The following is a 20125-nucleotide window of genomic DNA, read 5'->3' as shown; positions in this document are numbered from 1 at the left end:
ATAAATAATAACGAGTGAGATAGCATAATGAGTGATAAGAAACTGTCGGATAATGAACGGCTTAAAACACAAAGTAATTATCTGCGAGGAACCATTCAAGATGATTTGGCTGACCCGCTAACGGGAGGGTTTGTCGCAGATAACTTTCAGTTAATTCGCTTTCATGGGATGTATCAACAAGACGATAGGGACATCAGACAAGAACGTATCGCTCAGAAATTAGAGCCACTGCATACCGTTATGCTGCGTGTCCGTTTGCCGGGCGGGATCATTACGCCGCATCAGTGGTTAGGTATTGATGCCTTTGCGCGTGAGCACACGCTCTATGGCAGCATTCGTATTACCAATCGACAGACGGTGCAATTGCACGGCGTGCTGAAAGATGACATCAAGCCCGTGCATAAACTGCTTAATCATCTCGGGCTGGATTCGCAAGCCACCGCAGGGGATGTTAACCGTAATGTATTGTGTACGGCTAACCCAGTTGAATCTCTTTTGCACCGCCAGGCCTGGGAATGGGCAAAGAAAATATCTGAGCACCTTTTACCGCGTACCAATGCTTATGCCGAGGTGTGGCTGGATAAAGAGAAAATTATTCAGACGGATGAAGAACCGATTTTGGGGAAAAGTTATCTGCCGAGGAAATTCAAAACGGCAGTGGTTATTCCGCCGCAGAATGACGTGGATATTCACGCCAACGATCTGAGTTTTGTTGCCATCGGTGAGGGTGACCAGTTAGTTGGTTTCAATGTATTGGTGGGAGGCGGGTTGGCGATGACGCAGGGAGACACCAGCACGTATCCTCGTCTGGCAACGGAGTTTGGTTTTATCCCATTGGCGCATACGCTGGCGATTGCCGAAGCGGTGGTATCGACCCAGCGCGATTGGGGGAATCGTGAGAATCGCCGTAACGCGAAGACAAAATATACGCTTGAACGTGTCGGGGTCGATGTCTTTAAAGCTGAAGTCGAGCGGCGTAGCGGAGTGACGTTTTCTCCGCTGAGACCTTATGTCTTTTCTGAACGTGGCGATCGTATTGGTTGGGTTGACGGGATTGATGGCAAACATCACCTGACCCTGTTTATTCCCAGCGGGCGTCTGTTGGATAAACCGAGCTTCCCGAATAAAAGCGGGATTGCGGCAATTGCCAACGTGCATAAAGGCGATTTTCGCCTGACAGCGAATCAGAACATCATCATCGCTGGGGTGGCGAGTGAAGACAAAGCGCAGATAGATACGCTAGCTCGTCAGTATGGATTGCTGGGGTCATCGCTATCGTTACAGCGTAAGGATTCCATGGCCTGCGTCTCGTTTCCCACTTGCCCGCTGGCGATGGCCGAGGCAGAGCGAGTCCTGCCGGATGTGGTTTCGGAGATAGAACATCTGTTGCACAAACATGGCGTGGGTGATGAGTCGTTCGTTTTTCGTATTACCGGATGCCCAAATGGCTGTGGACGGGCCATGTTAGCGGAGTTGGGACTGATTGGGCGAGCTGTGGGGCGCTATAGCCTTTACATTGGTGGCAATCGTGAAGGGACGCGCATTCCTCGCTTATATAAAGATAATATCGACGTACCGACATTACTTAGCGAAATCGAACGACTGATTGGTTTATGGGCGAAAGAGAGAAAGGCGGGTGAAGGCTTTGGTGATTTTGTTATCAGGGCGAAAATTGTTATGCCTGTACTTAATGCGCCCGTGGATTTTCATACGGCGCTGTAGCTGAAACGGTTTCCCAACCTCATCTTTATATGACGGGGTTGGGATGATACGTTCGGTTTCTACAGCGTAAAGCGATCGGCATCGCGCCAGGCAGGGAAGGATTCCCGGTAGCTTTGCAGCGCTTCCAGCGACAGTTCGGCGTCCAGACGGGCAGGCTGATTGGGGGCGGCAGAGGCCAGAATGTCCCCTTGAGCATTAATAATCAGGCTATCGCCACGGTAGCTGTGGCCGTTGCCGTCGGTACCGACGCGGTTACAGCCTGCAACGTAGGCCTGATTCTCAATGGCGCGCGCCGCTAGCAGCGTCTGCCAGTGTGCCGCGCGAGGCGCAGGCCAGTTGGCGACATACAGCGCCAGATCGTAATCCTGTCGATTGCGCGACCAGACTGGGAAGCGCAGGTCGTAGCAGATCATCGGGCAGATGCGCCAGCCGCGCCATTCAATGGTCACTCGCTCTGTTCCTGCCTGATAGTGGTGGTGTTCATCCGCCATGCGGAACAGGTGACGTTTATCGTAGTGATACACCTCGCCGTGCGGATCGACCAGCAGGAACCGGTTCACCGCGCCTTTTGGCGTGTTCACGGCGACACTGCCGCCGATCAGCGCATTCGTCTTCCGCGCCCACTGGTGCAGCCACGCTTCTACGACTGATTGATCCAGACTGCCTTTGGCGGCTTCCATCGCAAAGCCGGTGGTGAACATCTCCGGCAGCACAATGACATCACGCCCTGCCATCTCCGCTAATAAGGTATCGAAGTGGTGCAGGTTGGCTTCGCCATCGCGCCAGACCAGAGGCTGTTGCAGTAATGAAATCTTTAAAGTCGACATAAACGCTCCGCAGCGGCATCCAACGTCACTTCCTGTTTAGCAAAGCATAGTCGAATCAGCGTATGTGGGAACGGATCGGCACAAAAGACGGACAGAGGAATGGCGGCAACGCCAACGTGCTCGGTCAGCCAGCGGCAGAAACTGACATCGTCCAGATCGGAAATCGCCCGATAGTCTGCCAGCAAGAAGTAGGTGCCTTCGCAGGGCAGAATGTCAAAACGGCTGCCTGCCAGCGCCTTGATGAAACGATCGCGCTTGGCACGGTAAAAATCGGGTAGTTCGCGCCAGTGTTGCGGCTGTTCACGCAGCATATCGGCGATGGCGAACTGCGCAGGCGTGTTCACGGAGAACGTCAGATACTGGTGAACCTTACGGACTTCCGCACTCAATGCGGCTGGCGCGACGCAGTAGCCGACTTTCCAGCCGGTCATGTGGAACGTTTTGCCAAACGATGAAACGGCGATAGCGCGTTGACGCAGCGACGGGTGTGCCAGCACGCTAGCGTGTCCTTCACTGTCGAAGCAGATGTGTTCGTAGACTTCATCGCTCAGTACGAAGATGTCGCGTGTGGCAATTGCCTGCCACAGTTGCTCAAAATCAGCCTTCTGCCAGACGGTAGCGGACGGGTTGTGCGGTGTATTCAGGATGACCAAACGAGTACGGTCGCTTAGCAAACCGGTAAAATGCGACCAGTCCACGCGAAATGCAGGTGGCTGCAAGGCGATGCGTTTGAGTACGCCGCCAGCCAACGTCACTGCGGGCGCATAGCTGTCATAACTGGGATCGAAACAAATCACTTCGTCGCCGGGGCGCACCAGTGCCGCAATGGCGGCAAACAGCGCTTCTGTCGCGCCCGCCGTGACGGTGACTTCGCTATCGGCATCCGGTCGCCAGCCGTACAGCTCTGCGGTTTTTTCAGCAATCACCTGACGCAGCGGCGCAACACCGGTCATCGGCGCATATTGGTTTGCGCCCTGACTGACATGATACGCCAGCCGCTGTTGTAAATAATCCGGGCCGTCAAAATCAGGGAAACCTTGTGATAGATTGATGGCCTGATGCTGTTGGGCCAGTGCACTCATCTGGGTAAAGATGGTGGTGCCCAGCGAAGGCAGTTTACTGTCGGGGATCAGAGCGGCGCTCATAGCGGGGTGGAACTCCTGCAAGCCTGTATTGCTTGGTAATATAACATGCTGTTAGTATTTGGCAATCAAGACGCTTGGACGTTTAAACGGCTAAATGCCATTATGTACTAAGACATAACGAAAGCGTCTAAATCTCCAAAAAGTATCCAGAAAAAGTTGTTAGAAAAATGGACCAAAAACGGGAAGCCTCATGACTGAAAATCAACAATTGACGGCGCTGCTTGCGGCCTGCCACTGGATAGGCGAGAAGGGCTGGTGTCCGGCGACGGGCGGCAATATGTCCGTACGCCTTGATGAAGCGCAGTGCCTGATTACCGAATCGGGTAAAGATAAAGGCCGTCTTCAGGCAGAGGATTTCCTGCTGGTGGAGATTGCCACTAACCATGTGCCGAGCGGCCGTACGCCGTCGGCGGAAACGGGGCTGCATACGCTGCTGTATCGCTGTGAGCCGACTATCGGTGCGGTGCTGCACACGCACTCGGTGAACGCGACGGTGCTGTCTCGGGTAGAGAAGGGCGCTGAACTGGTGTTGCACGGCTACGAAATGCAAAAGTCGCTGGCGGGGCAAACCACCCATTTGGATCGCGTGGCGATCCCGATTTTCGATAACGATCAGGATATTCCGGCGCTGGTGCAGCGGGTAACCGAGTACGCCAGCCACACGCCGCTTCGCTACGGCTTTCTGGTGCGCGGCCACGGCCTTTACTGCTGGGGCGCGACGGTGAAAGAAGCGCGTCGTCATCTGGAAGGACTAGAGTTCCTGTTCCAATGCGAATTGCAGCGTCGACTGCTGGAGGCGAAAGCATGATTAACGCGATCGTGACCGATATTGAAGGCACCACCAGTGACATCCGTTTTGTTCACACTGTGTTGTTCCCTTATGCCCGTGAACGACTGGCCGACACCGTGCGGCAGCAGGGTAGCGATCCTGAGATCGCGCAGGCGCTGGATGCGTTGCGTCAGGAACTGGGTCAGCCCGATGCGGATAATGATGCACTGATTACCGCGCTGAATCAGTTTATGGATGAAGATCGTAAATCCACCGCGCTGAAACAGCTGCAAGGCATTATCTGGCGCGCGGGCTACCGTAACGGCGATTTTCAGGGACATCTGTACCCTGAAGTGGCCGCGCAACTCGCCGCATGGCAGCAGCAGGGCCTGCGCCTGTATGTGTATTCATCAGGGTCGGTAGAAGCGCAACAGTTGCTGTTCGGCTACAGCAACGCGGGTGACTTGCGTCCGCTGTTCAGCGACTATTTTGATACTCGCGTCGGCGCGAAGCGTGAGACCGATTCTTATCGCACGATTGCGCAAGCCATCGGGCTACCTGCTGAGCAACTGTTGTTCCTGTCGGACATTCGTCAGGAGCTGGATGCCGCGCAGGAGGCCGGTTGGCACACCTGCCAGCTTATTCGTGATGATGCGGATAGCGTAAGCCGTCACCGTCAGGTGGCACGTTTTGACCAGATCGACTTACCGGAGTACGCCCAATGAGTGGATTAACCATTTTTAGCGACAGCGATGCAAGCCAGCCGATTTGGCAAAGTCAGGATGCCGAGGCGATTCAGAAACAGCTGAACGAAATCGGCGTACGTTTTGAACGCTGGGAAGCCAGCCAGAAGCTGAGCGACGCGCCATCGTCTGAAGAAGTGCTGGCGGCCTACCAGCATGAAATCGATAAGCTGGTAGCAGAAAAAGGCTATCAGAGCTGGGACGTTATCAGCATGCGTTCTGATAATCCGCAGCGTGCGGAACTGCGCACCAAGTTTTTATCCGAGCATGTCCACCATGAAGACGAAGTGCGCTTTTTCGTGGAAGGCGCGGGGCTGTTTTGCCTGCATCTGAACGGAAAAATTTACCAGATCCTGTGTGAGAAGAACGATCTGCTGTCCGTACCCGCAGGCACGGCACACTGGTTTGATATGGGACCGGAGCCGCACTTCACCGCCATCCGCCTGTTCGATAATCCGGAAGGGTGGATAGCGCATTTCACCGGCGATAAGATCGCGGATGCGTATCCGAAATTGGAGCGCTAGCGCGTAGGGTTTTATGCCCTTATTCCACGGACGAAAATGGTTTATCAATAGTCTAAGAACAGGGTAGATGCTCTGTTCTTAGATGATGATTGAGTTTTTTAGTTAGTTATCTAATTTATTCTTAATGATATTATTTTAATATTAATCAATGGACTTGCTTCGTTTTAGTCCTTTTTTTGCGCTATTGGCTCTGCAAACATCTTGTTATTCTTTACGCGTATTTTCTTAAAAGGAATAGCGTCAAGGGTGCAACATGGAACGTTTTCATTACGCTTCACACCACCGCTTCAACCCTGCGATTTTCTTGTTTCCCACGACGTGAACACACTGCATCTCTGCTCGATTTAAATGCTCTGCGCTTTTCACCTGCGTGGCGTTTTTGCTCATGTGGCGTTTAGCCAGAATGGCGTGCATGCGGTAGCCGTGGCAGTAGTACAAACATAAAAATAAGGAGAAAGCAGGTGGCAAACAGTACAGGATTACAGTTCACCGTAAAGGTTGGTGCCCTGGAAGCAGGCACTTTTGCGGTGGTGGATTTCAGGCTGGATGAGGGACTAAACCGGCCTTTCAGTCTGTCGCTGAGTCTGGCAAGCGCGTTGCCGGATGTCGATTTCGGCGCGGTGCTGGACCAGCCGTGCGAGCTGATGATGTGGTATGAGGGTGAGCTAAAGCGCCGGGTCAGCGGGATTATCAGTGGCTTCACACAGGGCGATACCGGATTCCGGCGCACGCGCTATCAGATGGAAGTCCGGCCAGCCCTGTGGCGGCTGGGATTACGCACCAACGCCCGTATCTTTCAGGCACAAAAGCCGGAAGCGATTATCGGTGCGCTGCTGGAAGAAGCCGGTATTACCGATTACGCCTTTGCGCTGCGTAACGAGCACGCGGTGCGGGAATACTGCGTGCAGTATCGGGAAAGTGACTTGGCGTTTATCACCCGACTGGCTGCCGAGGAGGGAATGTACTTCTTCCACGAATACGAAGAGGGAAAACACCGAGTGGTGTTTGCCGATGATGCGGGTGCGCTGACCAAAGGCCCTGAGCTGTTCTTCAATCTGGCGACGCAGGGACTGAGTGAAGGCGAATATGTCCGGCGTTTCCACTACGCGGAGCGGGTGAGCACATCGGACGTCGAGTTGAAGGACTACAGCTTTAAGACGCCGGCTTACGGGCTGTCGCACAAGAAGATGAGCGGCGAGCTGGCGCACCAGCGCGAAAGCTATCAGCACTACGACTATCCGGGGCGCTATAAGCAAGACCCGAGCGGCAAGGCGTTCAGCGGTTACCGACTGGATGCGCTGCGCTCAGGGGCGGTAACGAGCGAAGGGGAATCCAACTGCGCGGGGCTGATGCCGGGCAACACATTTACCCTGACGGAGCACCCGAATCCGACGCTGAATGCGGTGTGGCAGACGGTGAGCGTAACGCACGTTGGGCAGCAGCCGCAGGCGCTGGAAGAGGAAAGCGGCGGCGAACCGACCACCATGAGCAACAGTTTTGCCGTGGTGAAAGGCACGACGACATGGCGCGCAGCCATGCCCTACAAACCGATGGTGGACGGCCCGCAAATCGCCACCGTCGTCGGCCCGACTGGGGAAGAAATCTACTGTGATCAGTTCGGTCGGGTGAAACTGCAATTCCCGTGGGACCGCTACGGCGCGAGTAACGACCAGAGTTCCTGCTGGGTGCGTGTCAGCCAGGGCTGGGCAGGCGGGCAGTACGGCATGATCGCGATCCCACGTATCGGCCATGAAGTGATTGTCAGCTTTCTCGAAGGTGACCCAGACCAGCCGATTGTGACGGGCAGAACCTTTCATGCGACTAACCGCCCTCCTTACGATCTGCCTGCCCACAAGACACGCACCGTACTACGCACGGAAACGCATCAGGGAGAAGGATTCAACGAGCTGCGCTTTGAAGATCAAGCCGGACAGGAGGAAATTTACCTTCACGGTCAGAAGGATCTCAACGCGCTCATTGAAAATGACGTTGTCTGGCACATCAGGCACGACGCGCATACGGATATTGATAATGAACGCGTCACCCGCATTAAAGCTAACGATCATCTGACGGTCGAGAACGAAAAGCGTGACCATGTTAAAGGGGATCACTCACTGACCGTTGATGCCTCAATGCACCAGAAATTGGGTCAGGCATTACTGGTTGAGGCTGGGCAAGAGATTCATCTGAAATCCGGCAACAAGATAGTGCTGGAAGCCGGGGCTGAACTGACGCTCAAGGTGGGGGGCAGCTTCGTGAAGATTGACCCCAGTGGCGTGACGCTGGTCGGCCCCAGCATCAAGATGAATTCAGGCGGCAGCCCGGGCTGTGGCTCTGGCTGGGCGGGCCACATGCCCACCTTACTGGGAGAAGTTGAGATTATTGCTCCACCTAAATTGCCCAAAATACCGCCTCTTGAAAAGCCGGTCTGTATTCCTTGTCTGCTGCGTGCCATGGCGCAGGGCAATGCGTTGATACAGGGAGAATAAGATGCTACCCGAATCAATCTGGCATCAGGGTGCCTGTATCGTCCTGTTGGAAGGGGCTTACCTCACCGCCGAACAGCGTGAACGGTTGAGTGAAAGGCCGTTTTTGCCGCTCTATTTTCATGATGACTTGTTTGAACTGATTAATCTCGGTCCGTGGCTCTGGCAGTGTCCGCATGAGGAAGAAAGATTACTGGCTACGCTCGTTCAGCAAGGGCATGTGGTTGGCCTGCTTGAGAGCGGCCAACCTCTTAGCGCCTTGCAAAAGCAGTTGGCTTTGGGGGTGAGGGTGATTGAGCCCGAAGGGCAATTTAGCCAACTGCTGCGATTCTATACCCCCCACGCGCTGCCTCTGCTTGTCGATCAACACGATGCCCCGTGGTTCGGTGGGCTTTTCGGGGGAATCGAGCGCTGGTGGTTGCGAGAATGCGACGGCGGTTGGCACGAACTGAGCCTATCGCTCCCCCCAGATGACCCTGTTCCGGTGAAACTGACACCGGAGTTATACCGGGCGTTGCAAGGTTCACCTGATGAACATCGCGTACTGGCCCTTTGGCAAGGGGGAGAACGCTGTGGGCATTTCCCTGCCTGTGAAAGGATGAGTATGGTTCGCAAGGCGCTAAGAAAAGCCGATCAGGCCGGCGCGATAGAGGCTCAAAGACGGTTGTGGGCATTAGCCTATCTGGAAGGTGGTCGTCAGGCTTTAGAAGAACAAAAGGGACGAACATGAGCGCAGCAAGCGGTTTGACGAGAGCGATTTCAGGGCTGATCACGGCAATATGGCAAATATTGCCGCGCTGGGGACGGTGGACGGCAAGCATTCTGCTGGTGCTCTGGCTGGGTTGGACGTTCCTGATACAGGAGCGGCATGGCGGGGCGTCATTGGTTGTCCATTCGGTGATCGATCGCCCCATTAGCTATGTGTACGTCAACGGTAATATGGGTGGGAATACCTTTGCGTTTGATGGGCTTAACTCGGGTGGCAGTATTGCTGGGCCGTACCGTATAGACGGAGATACGGTCAAAATAGATTGGTTATTAAGCGCCACTTTAAAACAACAGGAAGAACAAGGCCTCCGCCCAGAGAAACACACTATAACTCTACCTATGCCCAAGCGGGAGAAAGGGCAAGATAATTTCTATGTGCTGTTTCTGCCGGATAATCAAGTGATGGTGCGTTGGGTGGAATGGGGCATTCCTGGCATGAAAGATGTGATTGATACTTATCGGACAAGGAAATAGAAATGGTGGATTGGGATGATCTGGAGTGTCGGGTAGCGCGTGAAGAGAGCCGTCATCAGGCGGGCATGATAGCGACCCAACGTGTGGCAAAGGAATTGAACCAGCAAGAACAAAAGGGACGAGCATGAGTGCGGCAACTGGTTTGACGAGAGCAATTTCGGGGCTGATAACGGCGATATGGCAGATATTGCCGCGCTGGGGACGGTGGGTGGCAAGCATTCTGCTGGTGCTCTGGCTGGGTTGGACATTCCTGATACAGGAGCGGCATGGCGGGGCGTCAATCGTTGTCCATTCGGTGATCGATCGCCCCATTAGCTATGTGTACGTCAATGGCAATATGGGTAGCAATACTGATGCGTTTGATGGATTTCATGCCGGGGGCGGTGGGAGTGCTGGCCCCTATCGGATAGAGGGAGACAAGGTCAGTATCAAATGGGAACTTGCTATGACTCGGCAGCAATATGATGAACTTGGATATCGTCCAGAGATTCATACTGTAGTGCTACCGATGCCAAAGCGTGAAAAGGGGCAAAATGGTTTCTGTGTGCTGATATTACCTGATAATAAACCGACGGTAAGGTGGGCTGAAAGCTGTGTCGTTGAAATGGATAGTATCGTCGATACCTATAGAACGAGGAGATAAATAAAGTGGATTGGGACGATATGGAGTGTCGGATTGCTCGTGAAGAGAGCCGCCATCAGGCAGGTGTGGCCACCTGCTCTCTGGCGTTGCAGATAGGTTTCTTTTTTGATGGTCTGAAGCGAAATATCAATGTGGATGAAGAGAGCCAGCGCCTGACTAATGTAGGGCGTTTGTTTCGTGCTCACCCTTTTGAGATCAAAGCCAGTCTCACTTCTTCATATTCGTATGCCAAAATCTATGTCCCCGGCTTAGGCACAACCCTTGACGATACACCGTCCGAAAGGCTGGACAGTATTATGGATGCTAGACAGAAGGCGCTGCCTGAGGACTATACCGATGCGCTGGTTGAACAGGGGAAAGAAACGGCGGTAGATACCGTTAAAGGTGTTTTTAAAGGCGACTGGAGTCAGGTGCTCTCCAATAAGCTGGACGACCTTCGGACCATGAAGAGTGGCCTCGATGCCGCAGCGTCCGCTGCCAAAACGGCGGCAACCCGCGCCCTGCTCGAAGCTGCCGAACCTATTCGGGATAATCCGATCGTGGCTGAGTTGCTAATGACTGGTGTCGATGCTCGGGTGGATTCAGCAAAGAACCAGTTCAAGCTAAGCGTGGCGGATGTAAAAAAAATTAACCAACTGCCTATCAAACTGATCCAGATTTCGGTGTTCGGTTCCGATCTAGGCGCCGCGTTGGCCCGGCGTTTTATCGATGAACTGCTGGAGTCGGTCTGTACCAAAGTGGAAAACGAATACCGTTATGAGGACAGTAAAGTCGAGGTCATTTTTGCTGGCCTGTTCGACTGCACGCGCCGCAGCTCGCTGGACATGGGGGATACCGTTGCAAGCGTCTCTGACGGGGCCGGACTGGTTGCCCGGCATCCTGTTGTTGGTATGATCACCACGGCCTTTGGCGCGAAAGTGATTGAGTTCGACAAGCCTCTCCACACCGCGGTCAAAAACGCCCTGCACCTGATAGCGGCGCACGAGCGGCGCGAATCCCGCCCTCTGTTGCCTCTGGGGCCGCTCAAATCAGGCTGGCGTGAAGTGCTTTGCCCCGGCATCAGTGAAGACGTGACGGGAGGACTGCTACCCAACGAACAGCGCCCCAGTGCCGAGCTGTGTCGGGTGCCGTTGCGACAGATGTTCGAAACGGCGCGCAGGGCACAGGTGCCTTTCCCCAATTTTCTCACTCTTGATGCTAAAAACCCACGAGTAGCCCAATATTTCATCATGCAGGACAGCAGGCTGGGCTACTCGGCGAAGGCATACAGTGAGTTCTACAGCAAATGGGTGGGGAAAATGAACCCGACACCGGAAGCGTTCGAGCTGCACATGCTCCACTATTGCGTTTGGCTGGGGGAAAAATTGCATGATTACAAGATACTTCGCCAAAACGCGACAGGAAGTGAGCGGGATAAGCTGAACGCGCAGTGGGGCTGGTTGATACAGGTCGGACGCGATGCGGAGAACGTGTTGAGAAGCAGGGGGCTGCGTCGGCAGATGTATCAGGGAGCCAATTTGGTGAAATTTTTTGATGAAACTAAGCGGGTGCCTCATGAGGCGGATATTTTCTTCAATTATTTTATGCACGACTTCGCATCAGAGGAACTCAAGTTCGCTACGCTGAACGATCAGGCGGGTACGATGTTGAGGAACAATAATTTCTTCGTCCCACGTGGAATCGAGGTATTAACTGCTGATGACAAGGCCACAGTATGAGCGCGGCAAGCGGTTTGACGAGAGCGATTTCGGGGCTGATCACGGCGATATGGCAAATATTGCCGCGCTGGGGACGGTGGACGGCAAGCATTCTGCTGGTGCTCTGGCTAGGCTGGACGTTCCTGATACAGGAGCGTCATGGCGGGGCGTCAATCGTCGTTCATTCGGTGATCGACCGCCCCATTAGCTATGTGTACGTCAACGGTAATATGGGTGGGAATACCTTTGCGTTTGATGGGCTTAATACCAGTGGTGGTACAGCAGGTCCCTACCGTATAGACGGGGATACGGTCAATATTAAATGGCTGCTGAGTGCAACCCTAAAGCAACAAGAAGAACAGGGACTTCGTCCAGAGAAAAATAGTATCACCCTGCCGATGCCAAAGCGTGAGAAGGGGCAAGATGATTTTTGTGTGCTTTTTTTACCTGATAACAAACTGGTCGTGCGTTGGGTTCGAAGTTGCTACCTTGATATGGATGATGTTATTGCCCCTTATCGCACAAGGAGAGGACGATGATCGACAGGGACGATATGGAGTGTCGCGTTGCGCGTGAGGAAAGCCGTCATCAGGCGGGGATAGGAACTTGTTCACTGGCGTTACAGATAGGTTTCTTCTTTGATGGTCTGAAGCGAAATATCAATATGGACGAAGATAGCCAGCGGCTGACTAACATTGGGCGTTTGTTTCGCGCCCATCCTGAAATAATTTTGGCTGAACTCACCTCTTCATATTCGTATTCCAAAGTCTATATCCCCGGTTTAGGTTCCCCCCTAGAAGATACACCGTCTGAAAGACTGGACAGTATTATGGATGCCAGACAGAAGGCGCTGCCAGAGGATTATGCCGATGCGCTGGTCGAGCAGGGTAAAGAAACGGCGGTCGATACCGTTAAGGGGGCTTTCAAAGGCGACTGGAGTCAGGTGCTCTCCAATAAACTGGACGACCTGCGCACCATGAAGAGTGGCCTCGACGCGGCAGCGTCTGCTGCCAAAAAGGCGGCGACCCGTGCTTTGCTCGAAGCTGCAGAACCTATTCGAGATAACCCGATAGTGGCTGAGTTGCTCATGACCGGCGTCGATGCGCGGGTAGACCTGGCTAAAAATAAGTTCAAAAAAAACCTGGCGGATATCAAAAAAGCAAATCAACTGCCCATCAAGCTAATCCAAGTTTCCGTTTTTGGTGCCGATCTAGGAGCTGCGTTGGCTCGGCGCTTTATCGACGAACTGCTGGAGTCGGTCTGTACCAAAGTGGAAAACGAATACCGTTATGAGGACAGTAAAGTCGAGGTCATTTTTGCTGGCCTGTTCGACTGCACGCGCCGCAGCTCGCTGGACATGGGGGATACCGTTGCAAGCGTCTCTGACGGGGCCGGACTGGTTGCCCGGCATCCTGTTGTTGGCATGATCACCACTGCCTTTGGCGCGAAAGTGATTGCGTTTGATAAACCCCTTCATCCGGCGGTAAAAAGTGCCTTGCACCTGATAGCGGCACATGAACGACGAGAATCCCGTCCTCTGTTACCTCTGGGGCCGCTCAAATCAGGCTGGCGTGAAGTGCTTTGCCCCGGCATCAGTGAAGACGTGACGGGAGGGCTGTTACCCAACGAACAGCGCCCCAGTGCCGAGCTGTGTCGGGTGCCGTTGCGACAGATGTTTGAAACGGCGCGCAGGGCGCAGGTGCCTTTTCCCAACTTTAAAACGCTTAATCAGAAAGACCCTTACGTGGCAAGCTACTTCATCATGCAGGACAGCAGGCTGGGCTACTCGGCGAAGGCATACAGTGAGTTCTACAGCAAATGGGTGGGGAAAACGTCCCCCACCCCGGAAGCGTTCGAACTGCACATGATCCACTATTGCGTCTGGCTAGGGGAAAAACTGCATGATTACAAGATACTTTTCAAAAACGCGACAGGCAGTGAACGGGATAAACTCAACACGCAGTGGGGCTGGCTGAAGCAGGTCGAGTACGATGCAGATAATGTGCGAAGAAGCCGGGGGCTGCGCCGGCAGATGTATCAGGGTGCCAATTTGGTGAAGTTTTTTGATGAAACTAAGCGGGTGCCTCATGCGGCGGACATTTTCTTCAATTATTTTATGCACGACTTCGCATCAGAGGAACTCCGGTTCGCTACGTTGAACGATCAGGCGGGAACGATGTTGAGGAACAATAATTTCTTCGTCCCACGTGGAATCGAGATAGTCGCTGCCGATGACGACGCTGCCGCATGATCGTTGCAACAAGACTGACTATTTAGTTAAAAGGACTCATCAGCTAAAAGGACTAAAAAATGGGTAATGCCGTTAAATTAGGTGATAGCGATACCGGACACGGTAGCCATCCACCGACGCCCGTCGCGGCGGGTTCATCAACGGTTAAGGTTGACGGTCTACCGTTGGCCCGACAAGGCGATCCGCTGACTCCTCACGGCCATGACCGGAGCATTAGCAGCGGTTCATCCAGCGTACTCGTTGACGGTAAACCCGCGGCGCGAACGGGTGATGCGGTGAGCTGTGGTGGTGTGTTAATTGGCGGGGGAACGGTCACCATTGGGTGATAACTTCGCCGCGTCCGTGCGGCGTATCCTGAAATTTTTGGAAATGCTTGGGTTTGTCGTCACTTCAACGCTGTCTGAAAGATCCCTTCTTTCACGTCCTGTGGGGTGACTACGCCGGTGTCGAGCACCCAGCCGCTGATTAATTTGGCGGGGGTGACGTCGAATGCTGGGTTGTAGACGGCGGCGTTCTGCGGTGCCCACTGGCAGTGGCCGAAGCTGCCGGAGACGCCGGTGACTTCGGCGGCGGCGCGCTGTTCGATAGGGATAGCCCGACCATCTGGGCACGCGGGATCGTGCGTGGTGTGCGGTGCCGCGACGTAAAACGGAATCTGGTGATAGTGCGCCAGCACCGCGAGGCTGTAAGTGCCGATCTTATTGGCAACGTCGCCATTAGCCGCAATGCGGTCTGCACCGACCCAAATTGCATCGACCTGACCCTGCGCCATCAGGCTGGCTGCCATCGAATCACAAATCAGTTGATAAGGGATGCCCAGCTCGCCTAGCTCCCAGGCCGTGAGGCGTCCGCCCTGCAATAGCGGACGTGTTTCATCGACCCACACCTGCGCGACTTTCCCCTGCTGATGCGCACGCAGCAGCACGCCGATAGCGGTGCCGATGCCCGCCGTTGCCAGCCCGCCGGTGTTGCAGTGGGTCAGTAAGCGGCTGTTGGGGTTGACCAGCACAGCGCCGCGATCGGCAATGCGTTCACACAGGGCGCGATCTTCTTCTACCAGGCGCAGGGCTTCCTGCACCAGCGCATCGACAAACTGCGGCTGTGTCAACGCCAGCTTCATACGATCCAGATTGTTCATTAGGTTCACGGCGGTAGGACGCGATGCCCGCAGCGTCTCCAGCGCCTGCGCCAGTTCGGCTTGTGATAACCCTTTCTCGGCCAGCAGCGCGAGTAGCAGGCTGGCTGACAGGCCAATGAGCGGTGCGCCACGAACTCGCAGCGTCTGGATATGCTCAACCAGTGACGCGACATCCGGACACGGGCTCCAGCGTTTTTCTTGCGGTAGCGCCTGCTGGTCGAGGATCCACAGTTGGTTATCAACGATTTTCAGGCTGGTTGTGTTAAGTGTCTGCATAGGTCGTTAAATCCATGTTGCATCGATATTCTTATTCTGCCAAGATGCCTGATGGATGTATAGACGTCCAAACGTTTTTATGTCCGTATCTTTAATTTAAGAACAGTTTTAGTTCAAAAATAGTTTTAATTTAAGAACAGTTTTGATTTCAGAATAGCGAGGAGTTGGAATGTCACTTTACCGCACTTTTACGGCGGATGACGCTGTTGAATATGCCCGCCAGTACGGTGGTGTCAGTCAGCCGCAAACGCTGGTAGCCGCAGAAGAGATCGGCGATGGCAATCTGAATCTGGTGTTTAAAATTAAAGATGAAGCGGGCGTCAGTCGGGTAATCGTTAAACAGGCGCTGCCCTACGTGCGCTGCGTCGGGGAATCCTGGCCGCTGACGCTTGACCGCGCCCGCATTGAAGCCGAAACGTTGCTGACGCACGCGCGTTTTTGTCCGCAGCATACCGTGACCGTGTTATATCACGATCCCGAACTGGCGGTGATGGTGCAGGAAGATCTCTCCGATCATCGTATCTGGCGTAGCGAGCTGGTTAACGGCGCGGATTATCCTCAGGCGGCGGCACAGCTGGGGGAATACCTGGCGCAGACGTTATTCCATACCTCTGATTTCTATCAGCACCCGCATGAGAAGAAAGCGGCGGTAAGCCAGTTCACCAACCCTGAACTGTGTCAGATTACCGAAGATCTTTTCTTTACCGACCCCTATATCGATCACGAAAGAAACCAATTTGATGCTGCGCTGACGCCGGATGTGCTGGCCTTGCGTGACGATCGGGCGCTGAAGCTGGCGGTTGCCGGACTGAAGCATAGCTTCCTGAGCAAAGCGGAGGCGCTGCTGCACGGCGATATCCACAGTGGATCGCTTTTTGTGGCAGAAGGACGCTTAAAAGCGATTGATGCTGAATTCGGTTTCTACGGGCCGATTGGCTTTGATGCCGGTACGGCAATCGGCAATCTGCTGCTGAATTATTGCGGCCTGCCGGGGCTACTCGCACCGCGCGAGGCGGCGGCTGGACGCGAACGACGTTTGGAAGATATTCGTACGCTGTGGCAGACCTTTTCCGCCCGTTTTCTGGCATTGAGCGAAAGCGAAAGCCGCGATCCTGCGCTGGCGGAATCGGGTTATGCCGCGCTGTTTTTACAGCAGGTCTGGCGGGATGCCGTTGGCTACTGCGGCACCGAATTGATTCGCCGCACGATTGGGCTGGCGCACGTCGCCGATCTGGACAGCATTCAGGAGACGGAAGCGCGTTTAGCGTGCCAGCGGCATGCTATTTCGCTGGGCAGAACGTTAGTGCTGGCGGCCCCGCATATTGCTGATGTGGATGCGCTGCTGGCGCGAGTGCGACAGAGCGGCGCCTAACTCGTTAACTGCGTATGCGAGTAACCGCTCCCGCCAATGAATCGGTGGGAGCGGCAAACAGACTATTTCTTCCCTTTATTCATCATGGCCTGCAAATTCGCGAAAGGATTATGGGTGGCAACCCCGATATCCTTCTGCGCATCTTCGCCTGCAACGACGGTCGAACCGTACATATCCGCATCGGTATATTTCGAATGCTCATGGTCGTGGCAATAGAGGCACAGCATTTCCCAATTACTGCCATCTTCTGGGTTATTGCTGTGATCGTGATCGATGTGGTGAACGGTTAATTCACGCAGGTTGGAATAGACGAATTCGCGTGAACAGCGACCACATACCCACGGGAAAAGTTTGAGCGCTTTTTCGCGGTAGCCGCTTTCAAGTCTGGCATAGTTCTTGGGGATGTAAGCCATGTGTCAGGTTTCATTCAGAAGAAAAGATGGCGTAGATTTTACAACTGATGTGCCTTTAAAGGAAAGAACAGGCCGGTATAACCGGCCTGATTCTGTTTATGCTGCTTCGGTTTTTCTTTCCGGCTGCGCTACGGGCGTGGGCTTGTTGGCGGCCAGTGCGTCGAACGCAAAGTCATCGACGTTGATTGAGCGTAAGCGACTGGCTTCCGCTTTGGTCAGAATTTTCGCTTCTTCCGCAGTAATCTGACCTTCCACCAGTGCCTGTTCTGCTAACTGATCCAACCGCATGAACGGCACAGATTTATCGCTGGCTTTCGCTAGGCGTTGGTAAATCGGCTCGGCGGCCATGATATCCAGTAACGCCTCTTCCATCAGACCGGCAGGGTTGTGCTCGCTGGCAACCAGATATTGGCCGCGTCCCAGACGGCTGCGCGTTTCAGATGGTGTTTGCAGAATCTTCGCGACCTCATGGTCGAGGCGGTCAGACGGCGCAGCGCAGCGCAGGCCCAGCGGGAAGATGATGAACGTCAGCAGCCCCGCTACAGCACGATTCGGGAAGTTACGCAGCAGATCGTCCAGCGCCTGCTCGGCCTGATGCAGGCTGTCCTGAACGCCCCAGTGCACCAGCGGTAAATCCGCTGTCTGACGCCCTTCATCCTCATAGCGTTTCAGCGTCGCGGAAGCCAGATAAAGCTGGCTGAGAATATCCCCGAGACGCGCGGAGATACGCTCACGACGTTTCAGGCTACCGCCGAGTACCGCCATCGACACATCCGCCAGTAGCGCCAGGTTCGCGCTGAGTCGGTTGAGCTGCTGATAGTAGCGACGTGTTTTGTCATTGACTGGTGCACTGCTCAGGCGGCCGTTGGTCAACCCAAGCCAGAAGCTGCGCACTGTGTTGCTGCCGACGTGGCCGATGTGACCCACCAGCGCACGGTCAAAGCGTGATACGTCGTTATCCTGCGCGGCTGCCATCTCTTCTAAAACGTAAGGATGACAGCGGATGGCGCCTTGCCCAAAGATGATCATACTGCGCGTCAGAATATTCGCCCCTTCCACGGTGATCGCAATCGGTGCGCCCTGATAGCTGCGCGCCAGAAAGTTGGACGGGCCAAGACAGATGCCTTTACCGCCAGCGATATCCATCGCATCCATCACGCTGCGCTGACCGCGGTGGGTACAGTGATATTTGACGATAGCGGAGAGCACCGCCGGTTTTTCTCCCTGCATGATGCCGCTGGTAATCAGCGTCGCGGCGGCATCCATCACATAAGCGTTACCCGCAATGCGTGCCAGCGGCTCCTCAATACCTTCCATCTTACCGATGGAGATTTTGAACTGGCGGCGAATGTGGGCGTAAGCACCGATGCCGAGGGCAATCGACTTCAGCCCGCCGGTAGAGTTGGACGGCAGCGTAATGCCGCGCCCGACTGACAGGCACTCCATCAGCATACGCCAGCCCTGACCCGCCATCTTCGCGCCGCCGATGATGTAATCCAGCGGAACAAAAATATTCTCACCCTGCGTCGGGCCGTTCTGGAACGGCACGTTCAGTGGGAAATGGCGGCGGCCGATTTTAACGCCGTCGGTGTCCGTCGGAATCAACGCACAGGTAATGCCTACGTCATCTTGATCGCCTAACAGATGGTCGGGATCGTACAGCTTAAAGGCCAGCCCCAGCACGGTGGCGACAGGGGCGAGTGTGATATAGCGTTTATTCCAGGTCAGGCGCATGCCCACGACCTGTTCGCCGTGCCAGTTGCCGTAGCAGACTATGCCGGTATCGGGAATCGAGCCCGCATCGGAACCCGCTTCTGGGCTGGTCAGCGCAAAACAGGGGACTTCCTGACCGCGTGCCAGACGTGGAAGGTAGTGATCTTTTTGCGCTTCCGTACCGTAATGTTGCAGCAGTTCACCGGGGCCGAGTGAGTTAGGCACGCCGACGGTGATTGCCACAATGCTGGAAACACCCGCCAGTTTTTGCAGCACCTGTGCCTGTGCATAGGCAGAGAATTCCAGCCCGCCGTACTGCTTCTTGATGATCATGGCAAAGAAGCGGTGTTCTTTTAAATATTCCCACAGTTCTGGCGGGATATCGGCGCGTTCGTGGGTAATTTCAAAGTCGTTTGCCATTCGGCAAGCTTCAGCAACCGGCCCGTCGATAAACGCCTGCTCTTCGGCGGTCAACTGCGGACGCGGGTAGTTATGCAACTTTTTCCAGTCCGGCGCGCCGCGAAACAGGTCGCCTTCCCACCAGGTTGTCCCAGCATCAATCGCTTCTTTCTCCGTGTTCGACATCGGCGGCATGACCTTCTGGAACATGCGCAGCGCGGAAGCAGAAACCAGCTTTTGGCGCAGGGCGGGAACCGTAATCGGAACCAGCAGAATCACGAGCGGAATCATTAACCAGACGGGCCACAGCAACATGGCGGACATGGCCACGAAGTAGGCCAGTAGGATGGCACTGCCGAGCAGCAGACTGAGCCGATGATAAAACATCGCTCCGATGATAATCAGTAGGAGGAGGATACTGACAGCAACCATAACGTGTCTCCAGCATTGTGATCGAATTGAGCGTTTTCAGCTTTCCACCGAGCGTTGTGCGGCAGAGAAAGTGAGAACCGTTTCATCAGTGAAATAAGGCGTAGTAGGTCAATATCATAAGAGGTCTGACCTGTTGCTTATATTCGTTGTAGTTTATCTGATTATTTTTATCAATTCGTTTACATCATAATTACAACTCACTTCACAAACCGAGCAGCAGTCGTGCGTTTTCTGACGGGCATCAGCGATCCTCTCAATCCCGTGATTACGCGCTTCTCGCTGTTGGCACGATCCGCTACACTGCTGAACAGAAAAGAATGTTGTCACCAGACA

The 20125-nt window shown here is 54.4% G+C and carries 19 protein-coding genes; 14 read left to right on the top strand and 5 right to left on the bottom strand.

Translation table 11 applies throughout. The annotated features are described in order from the left end of the window. Positions 1-27 precede the first annotated feature (27 nt). Positions 28-1722 carry an assimilatory sulfite reductase (NADPH) hemoprotein subunit gene (gene cysI / locus EO763_RS17455; RefSeq protein ID WP_161529717.1) on the top strand — a complete coding sequence of 565 codons (1695 nt, stop codon included), beginning with the start codon at positions 28-30 and terminating at the stop codon, positions 1720-1722. A gap of 59 nt (positions 1723-1781) precedes the next feature. Here the strand turns inward: cysI and EO763_RS17450 are convergent, their stop codons facing one another. Then, the gene (locus EO763_RS17450) at positions 1782-2549 is read right to left on the bottom strand and encodes an amidohydrolase (protein WP_161529716.1); all 768 of its coding nucleotides are present in this window, start codon (positions 2547-2549) and stop codon (positions 1782-1784) included. After that, a complete protein-coding gene (locus EO763_RS17445; RefSeq protein ID WP_161529715.1) occupies positions 2537-3694 on the bottom strand; it encodes a pyridoxal phosphate-dependent aminotransferase in 1158 nt (385 codons plus the stop codon). The genes EO763_RS17450 and EO763_RS17445 overlap by 13 nt, the downstream gene beginning before the upstream one ends. Positions 3695-3884: 190 nt before the next feature. Between EO763_RS17445 and EO763_RS17440 the strand changes: the two genes are divergently transcribed. The 12 genes from EO763_RS17440 (at position 3885) to EO763_RS17390 (ending at position 14375) form a co-directional block, all read left to right on the top strand. Next, positions 3885-4502, top strand: coding sequence for a methylthioribulose 1-phosphate dehydratase (locus EO763_RS17440; protein ID WP_161529714.1), 618 nt, complete (start codon positions 3885-3887; stop codon positions 4500-4502). Further along, the gene (gene mtnC, locus EO763_RS17435) at positions 4499-5188 is read left to right on the top strand and encodes an acireductone synthase (protein WP_107333365.1); all 690 of its coding nucleotides are present in this window, start codon (positions 4499-4501) and stop codon (positions 5186-5188) included. Before EO763_RS17440 ends, mtnC begins: the two co-directional genes overlap by 4 nt. After that, positions 5185-5730 (top strand): 1,2-dihydroxy-3-keto-5-methylthiopentene dioxygenase, encoded by a 546-nt coding sequence (locus EO763_RS17430; protein ID WP_039508764.1) that lies wholly within the window; start codon positions 5185-5187, stop codon positions 5728-5730. Before mtnC ends, EO763_RS17430 begins: the two co-directional genes overlap by 4 nt. Before the next feature lie 461 nt (positions 5731-6191). Further along, positions 6192-8219, top strand: coding sequence for a type VI secretion system Vgr family protein (locus EO763_RS17425; RefSeq protein WP_161529713.1), 2028 nt, complete (start codon positions 6192-6194; stop codon positions 8217-8219). A 1-nt stretch (position 8220) separates the two neighbouring features. Beyond that, the gene (locus EO763_RS17420) at positions 8221-8946 is read left to right on the top strand and encodes a DUF4123 domain-containing protein (protein ID WP_103862938.1); all 726 of its coding nucleotides are present in this window, start codon (positions 8221-8223) and stop codon (positions 8944-8946) included. Continuing rightward, positions 8943-9458 (top strand): DUF3304 domain-containing protein, encoded by a 516-nt coding sequence (locus EO763_RS17415; RefSeq protein ID WP_161529712.1) that lies wholly within the window; start codon positions 8943-8945, stop codon positions 9456-9458. Before EO763_RS17420 ends, EO763_RS17415 begins: the two co-directional genes overlap by 4 nt. A 2-nt stretch (positions 9459-9460) precedes the next feature. Beyond that, positions 9461-9586, top strand: a complete 126-nt coding sequence (locus EO763_RS23775; RefSeq protein WP_280117241.1) for a hypothetical protein — start codon at positions 9461-9463, stop codon at positions 9584-9586. After that, positions 9583-10101, top strand: coding sequence for a hypothetical protein (locus tag EO763_RS17410; RefSeq protein ID WP_161529711.1), 519 nt, complete (start codon positions 9583-9585; stop codon positions 10099-10101). Before EO763_RS23775 ends, EO763_RS17410 begins: the two co-directional genes overlap by 4 nt. A gap of 5 nt (positions 10102-10106) precedes the next feature. Next, positions 10107-11819 (top strand): DUF2235 domain-containing protein, encoded by a 1713-nt coding sequence (locus EO763_RS17405; RefSeq protein WP_244322018.1) that lies wholly within the window; start codon positions 10107-10109, stop codon positions 11817-11819. Further along, positions 11816-12337, top strand: coding sequence for a hypothetical protein (locus EO763_RS17400; protein ID WP_161529710.1), 522 nt, complete (start codon positions 11816-11818; stop codon positions 12335-12337). Before EO763_RS17405 ends, EO763_RS17400 begins: the two co-directional genes overlap by 4 nt. Continuing rightward, positions 12334-14049 carry a DUF2235 domain-containing protein gene (locus EO763_RS17395; protein ID WP_161529709.1) on the top strand — a complete coding sequence of 572 codons (1716 nt, stop codon included), beginning with the start codon at positions 12334-12336 and terminating at the stop codon, positions 14047-14049. The genes EO763_RS17400 and EO763_RS17395 overlap by 4 nt, the downstream gene beginning before the upstream one ends. A 59-nt stretch (positions 14050-14108) precedes the next feature. Next, complete coding sequence (locus EO763_RS17390) at positions 14109-14375, top strand: type VI secretion system PAAR protein (RefSeq protein WP_161529708.1); 267 nt, start codon at positions 14109-14111, stop codon at positions 14373-14375. A gap of 59 nt (positions 14376-14434) precedes the next feature. Here EO763_RS17390 and mtnA read toward each other — a convergent pair whose 3' ends face one another. Next, positions 14435-15463: an S-methyl-5-thioribose-1-phosphate isomerase gene (gene mtnA, locus EO763_RS17385; RefSeq protein ID WP_161529707.1), complete on the bottom strand. Its 1029-nt coding sequence runs from the start codon at positions 15461-15463 to the stop codon at positions 14435-14437. A 169-nt stretch (positions 15464-15632) separates the two neighbouring features. On the opposite strand from mtnA, the gene mtnK reads away from it, so the two are divergent. Further along, on the top strand, positions 15633-16835 hold the full coding sequence (gene mtnK, locus EO763_RS17380; RefSeq protein ID WP_161529706.1) for an S-methyl-5-thioribose kinase: 1203 nt from the start codon (positions 15633-15635) through the stop codon (positions 16833-16835). Positions 16836-16897: 62 nt separating this feature from the next. Here mtnK and yajD read toward each other — a convergent pair whose 3' ends face one another. Next, positions 16898-17248 carry an HNH nuclease YajD gene (gene yajD, locus EO763_RS17375; protein ID WP_161529705.1) on the bottom strand — a complete coding sequence of 117 codons (351 nt, stop codon included), beginning with the start codon at positions 17246-17248 and terminating at the stop codon, positions 16898-16900. Between the two features lie 96 nt (positions 17249-17344). Continuing rightward, positions 17345-19792, bottom strand: coding sequence for an acyl-CoA dehydrogenase FadE (gene fadE, locus EO763_RS17370; RefSeq protein ID WP_161529704.1), 2448 nt, complete (start codon positions 19790-19792; stop codon positions 17345-17347). Between the last annotated feature and the right edge of the window lie 333 nt (positions 19793-20125).

It is taken from the genome of Pectobacterium odoriferum (assembly GCF_009931295.1).
Classification (GTDB): Bacteria; Pseudomonadota; Gammaproteobacteria; order Enterobacterales; family Enterobacteriaceae; genus Pectobacterium; species Pectobacterium odoriferum.
Note: the sequence above shows the minus strand (reverse complement) of the source record. Positions and strands in the feature narration are given on the sequence as shown.

Bases quoted from the DNA above. Each gene is read 5' to 3' on its own strand.
- EO763_RS17395 (WP_161529709.1), top strand. From the start codon at position 12,334: ATGATCGACAGGGACGATATGGAGTGTCGCGTTGCGCGTGAGGAAAGC.
- yajD (WP_161529705.1), bottom strand. From the start codon at position 17,248: ATGGCTTACATCCCCAAGAACTATGCCAGACTTGAAAGCGGCTACCGC.
- fadE (WP_161529704.1), bottom strand. From the start codon at position 19,792: ATGGTTGCTGTCAGTATCCTCCTCCTACTGATTATCATCGGAGCGATG.
- mtnC (WP_107333365.1), top strand. From the start codon at position 4,499: ATGATTAACGCGATCGTGACCGATATTGAAGGCACCACCAGTGACATC.
- EO763_RS17410 (WP_161529711.1), top strand. From the start codon at position 9,583: ATGAGTGCGGCAACTGGTTTGACGAGAGCAATTTCGGGGCTGATAACG.
- mtnA (WP_161529707.1), bottom strand. From the start codon at position 15,463: ATGCAGACACTTAACACAACCAGCCTGAAAATCGTTGATAACCAACTG.
- EO763_RS17415 (WP_161529712.1), top strand. From the start codon at position 8,943: ATGAGCGCAGCAAGCGGTTTGACGAGAGCGATTTCAGGGCTGATCACG.
- mtnK (WP_161529706.1), top strand. From the start codon at position 15,633: ATGTCACTTTACCGCACTTTTACGGCGGATGACGCTGTTGAATATGCC.
- EO763_RS17390 (WP_161529708.1), top strand. From the start codon at position 14,109: ATGGGTAATGCCGTTAAATTAGGTGATAGCGATACCGGACACGGTAGC.
- EO763_RS17400 (WP_161529710.1), top strand. From the start codon at position 11,816: ATGAGCGCGGCAAGCGGTTTGACGAGAGCGATTTCGGGGCTGATCACG.
- EO763_RS23775 (WP_280117241.1), top strand. From the start codon at position 9,461: ATGGTGGATTGGGATGATCTGGAGTGTCGGGTAGCGCGTGAAGAGAGC.
- EO763_RS17440 (WP_161529714.1), top strand. From the start codon at position 3,885: ATGACTGAAAATCAACAATTGACGGCGCTGCTTGCGGCCTGCCACTGG.
- EO763_RS17450 (WP_161529716.1), bottom strand. From the start codon at position 2,549: ATGTCGACTTTAAAGATTTCATTACTGCAACAGCCTCTGGTCTGGCGC.
- cysI (WP_161529717.1), top strand. From the start codon at position 28: ATGAGTGATAAGAAACTGTCGGATAATGAACGGCTTAAAACACAAAGT.
- EO763_RS17430 (WP_039508764.1), top strand. From the start codon at position 5,185: ATGAGTGGATTAACCATTTTTAGCGACAGCGATGCAAGCCAGCCGATT.
- EO763_RS17445 (WP_161529715.1), bottom strand. From the start codon at position 3,694: ATGAGCGCCGCTCTGATCCCCGACAGTAAACTGCCTTCGCTGGGCACC.
- EO763_RS17420 (WP_103862938.1), top strand. From the start codon at position 8,221: ATGCTACCCGAATCAATCTGGCATCAGGGTGCCTGTATCGTCCTGTTG.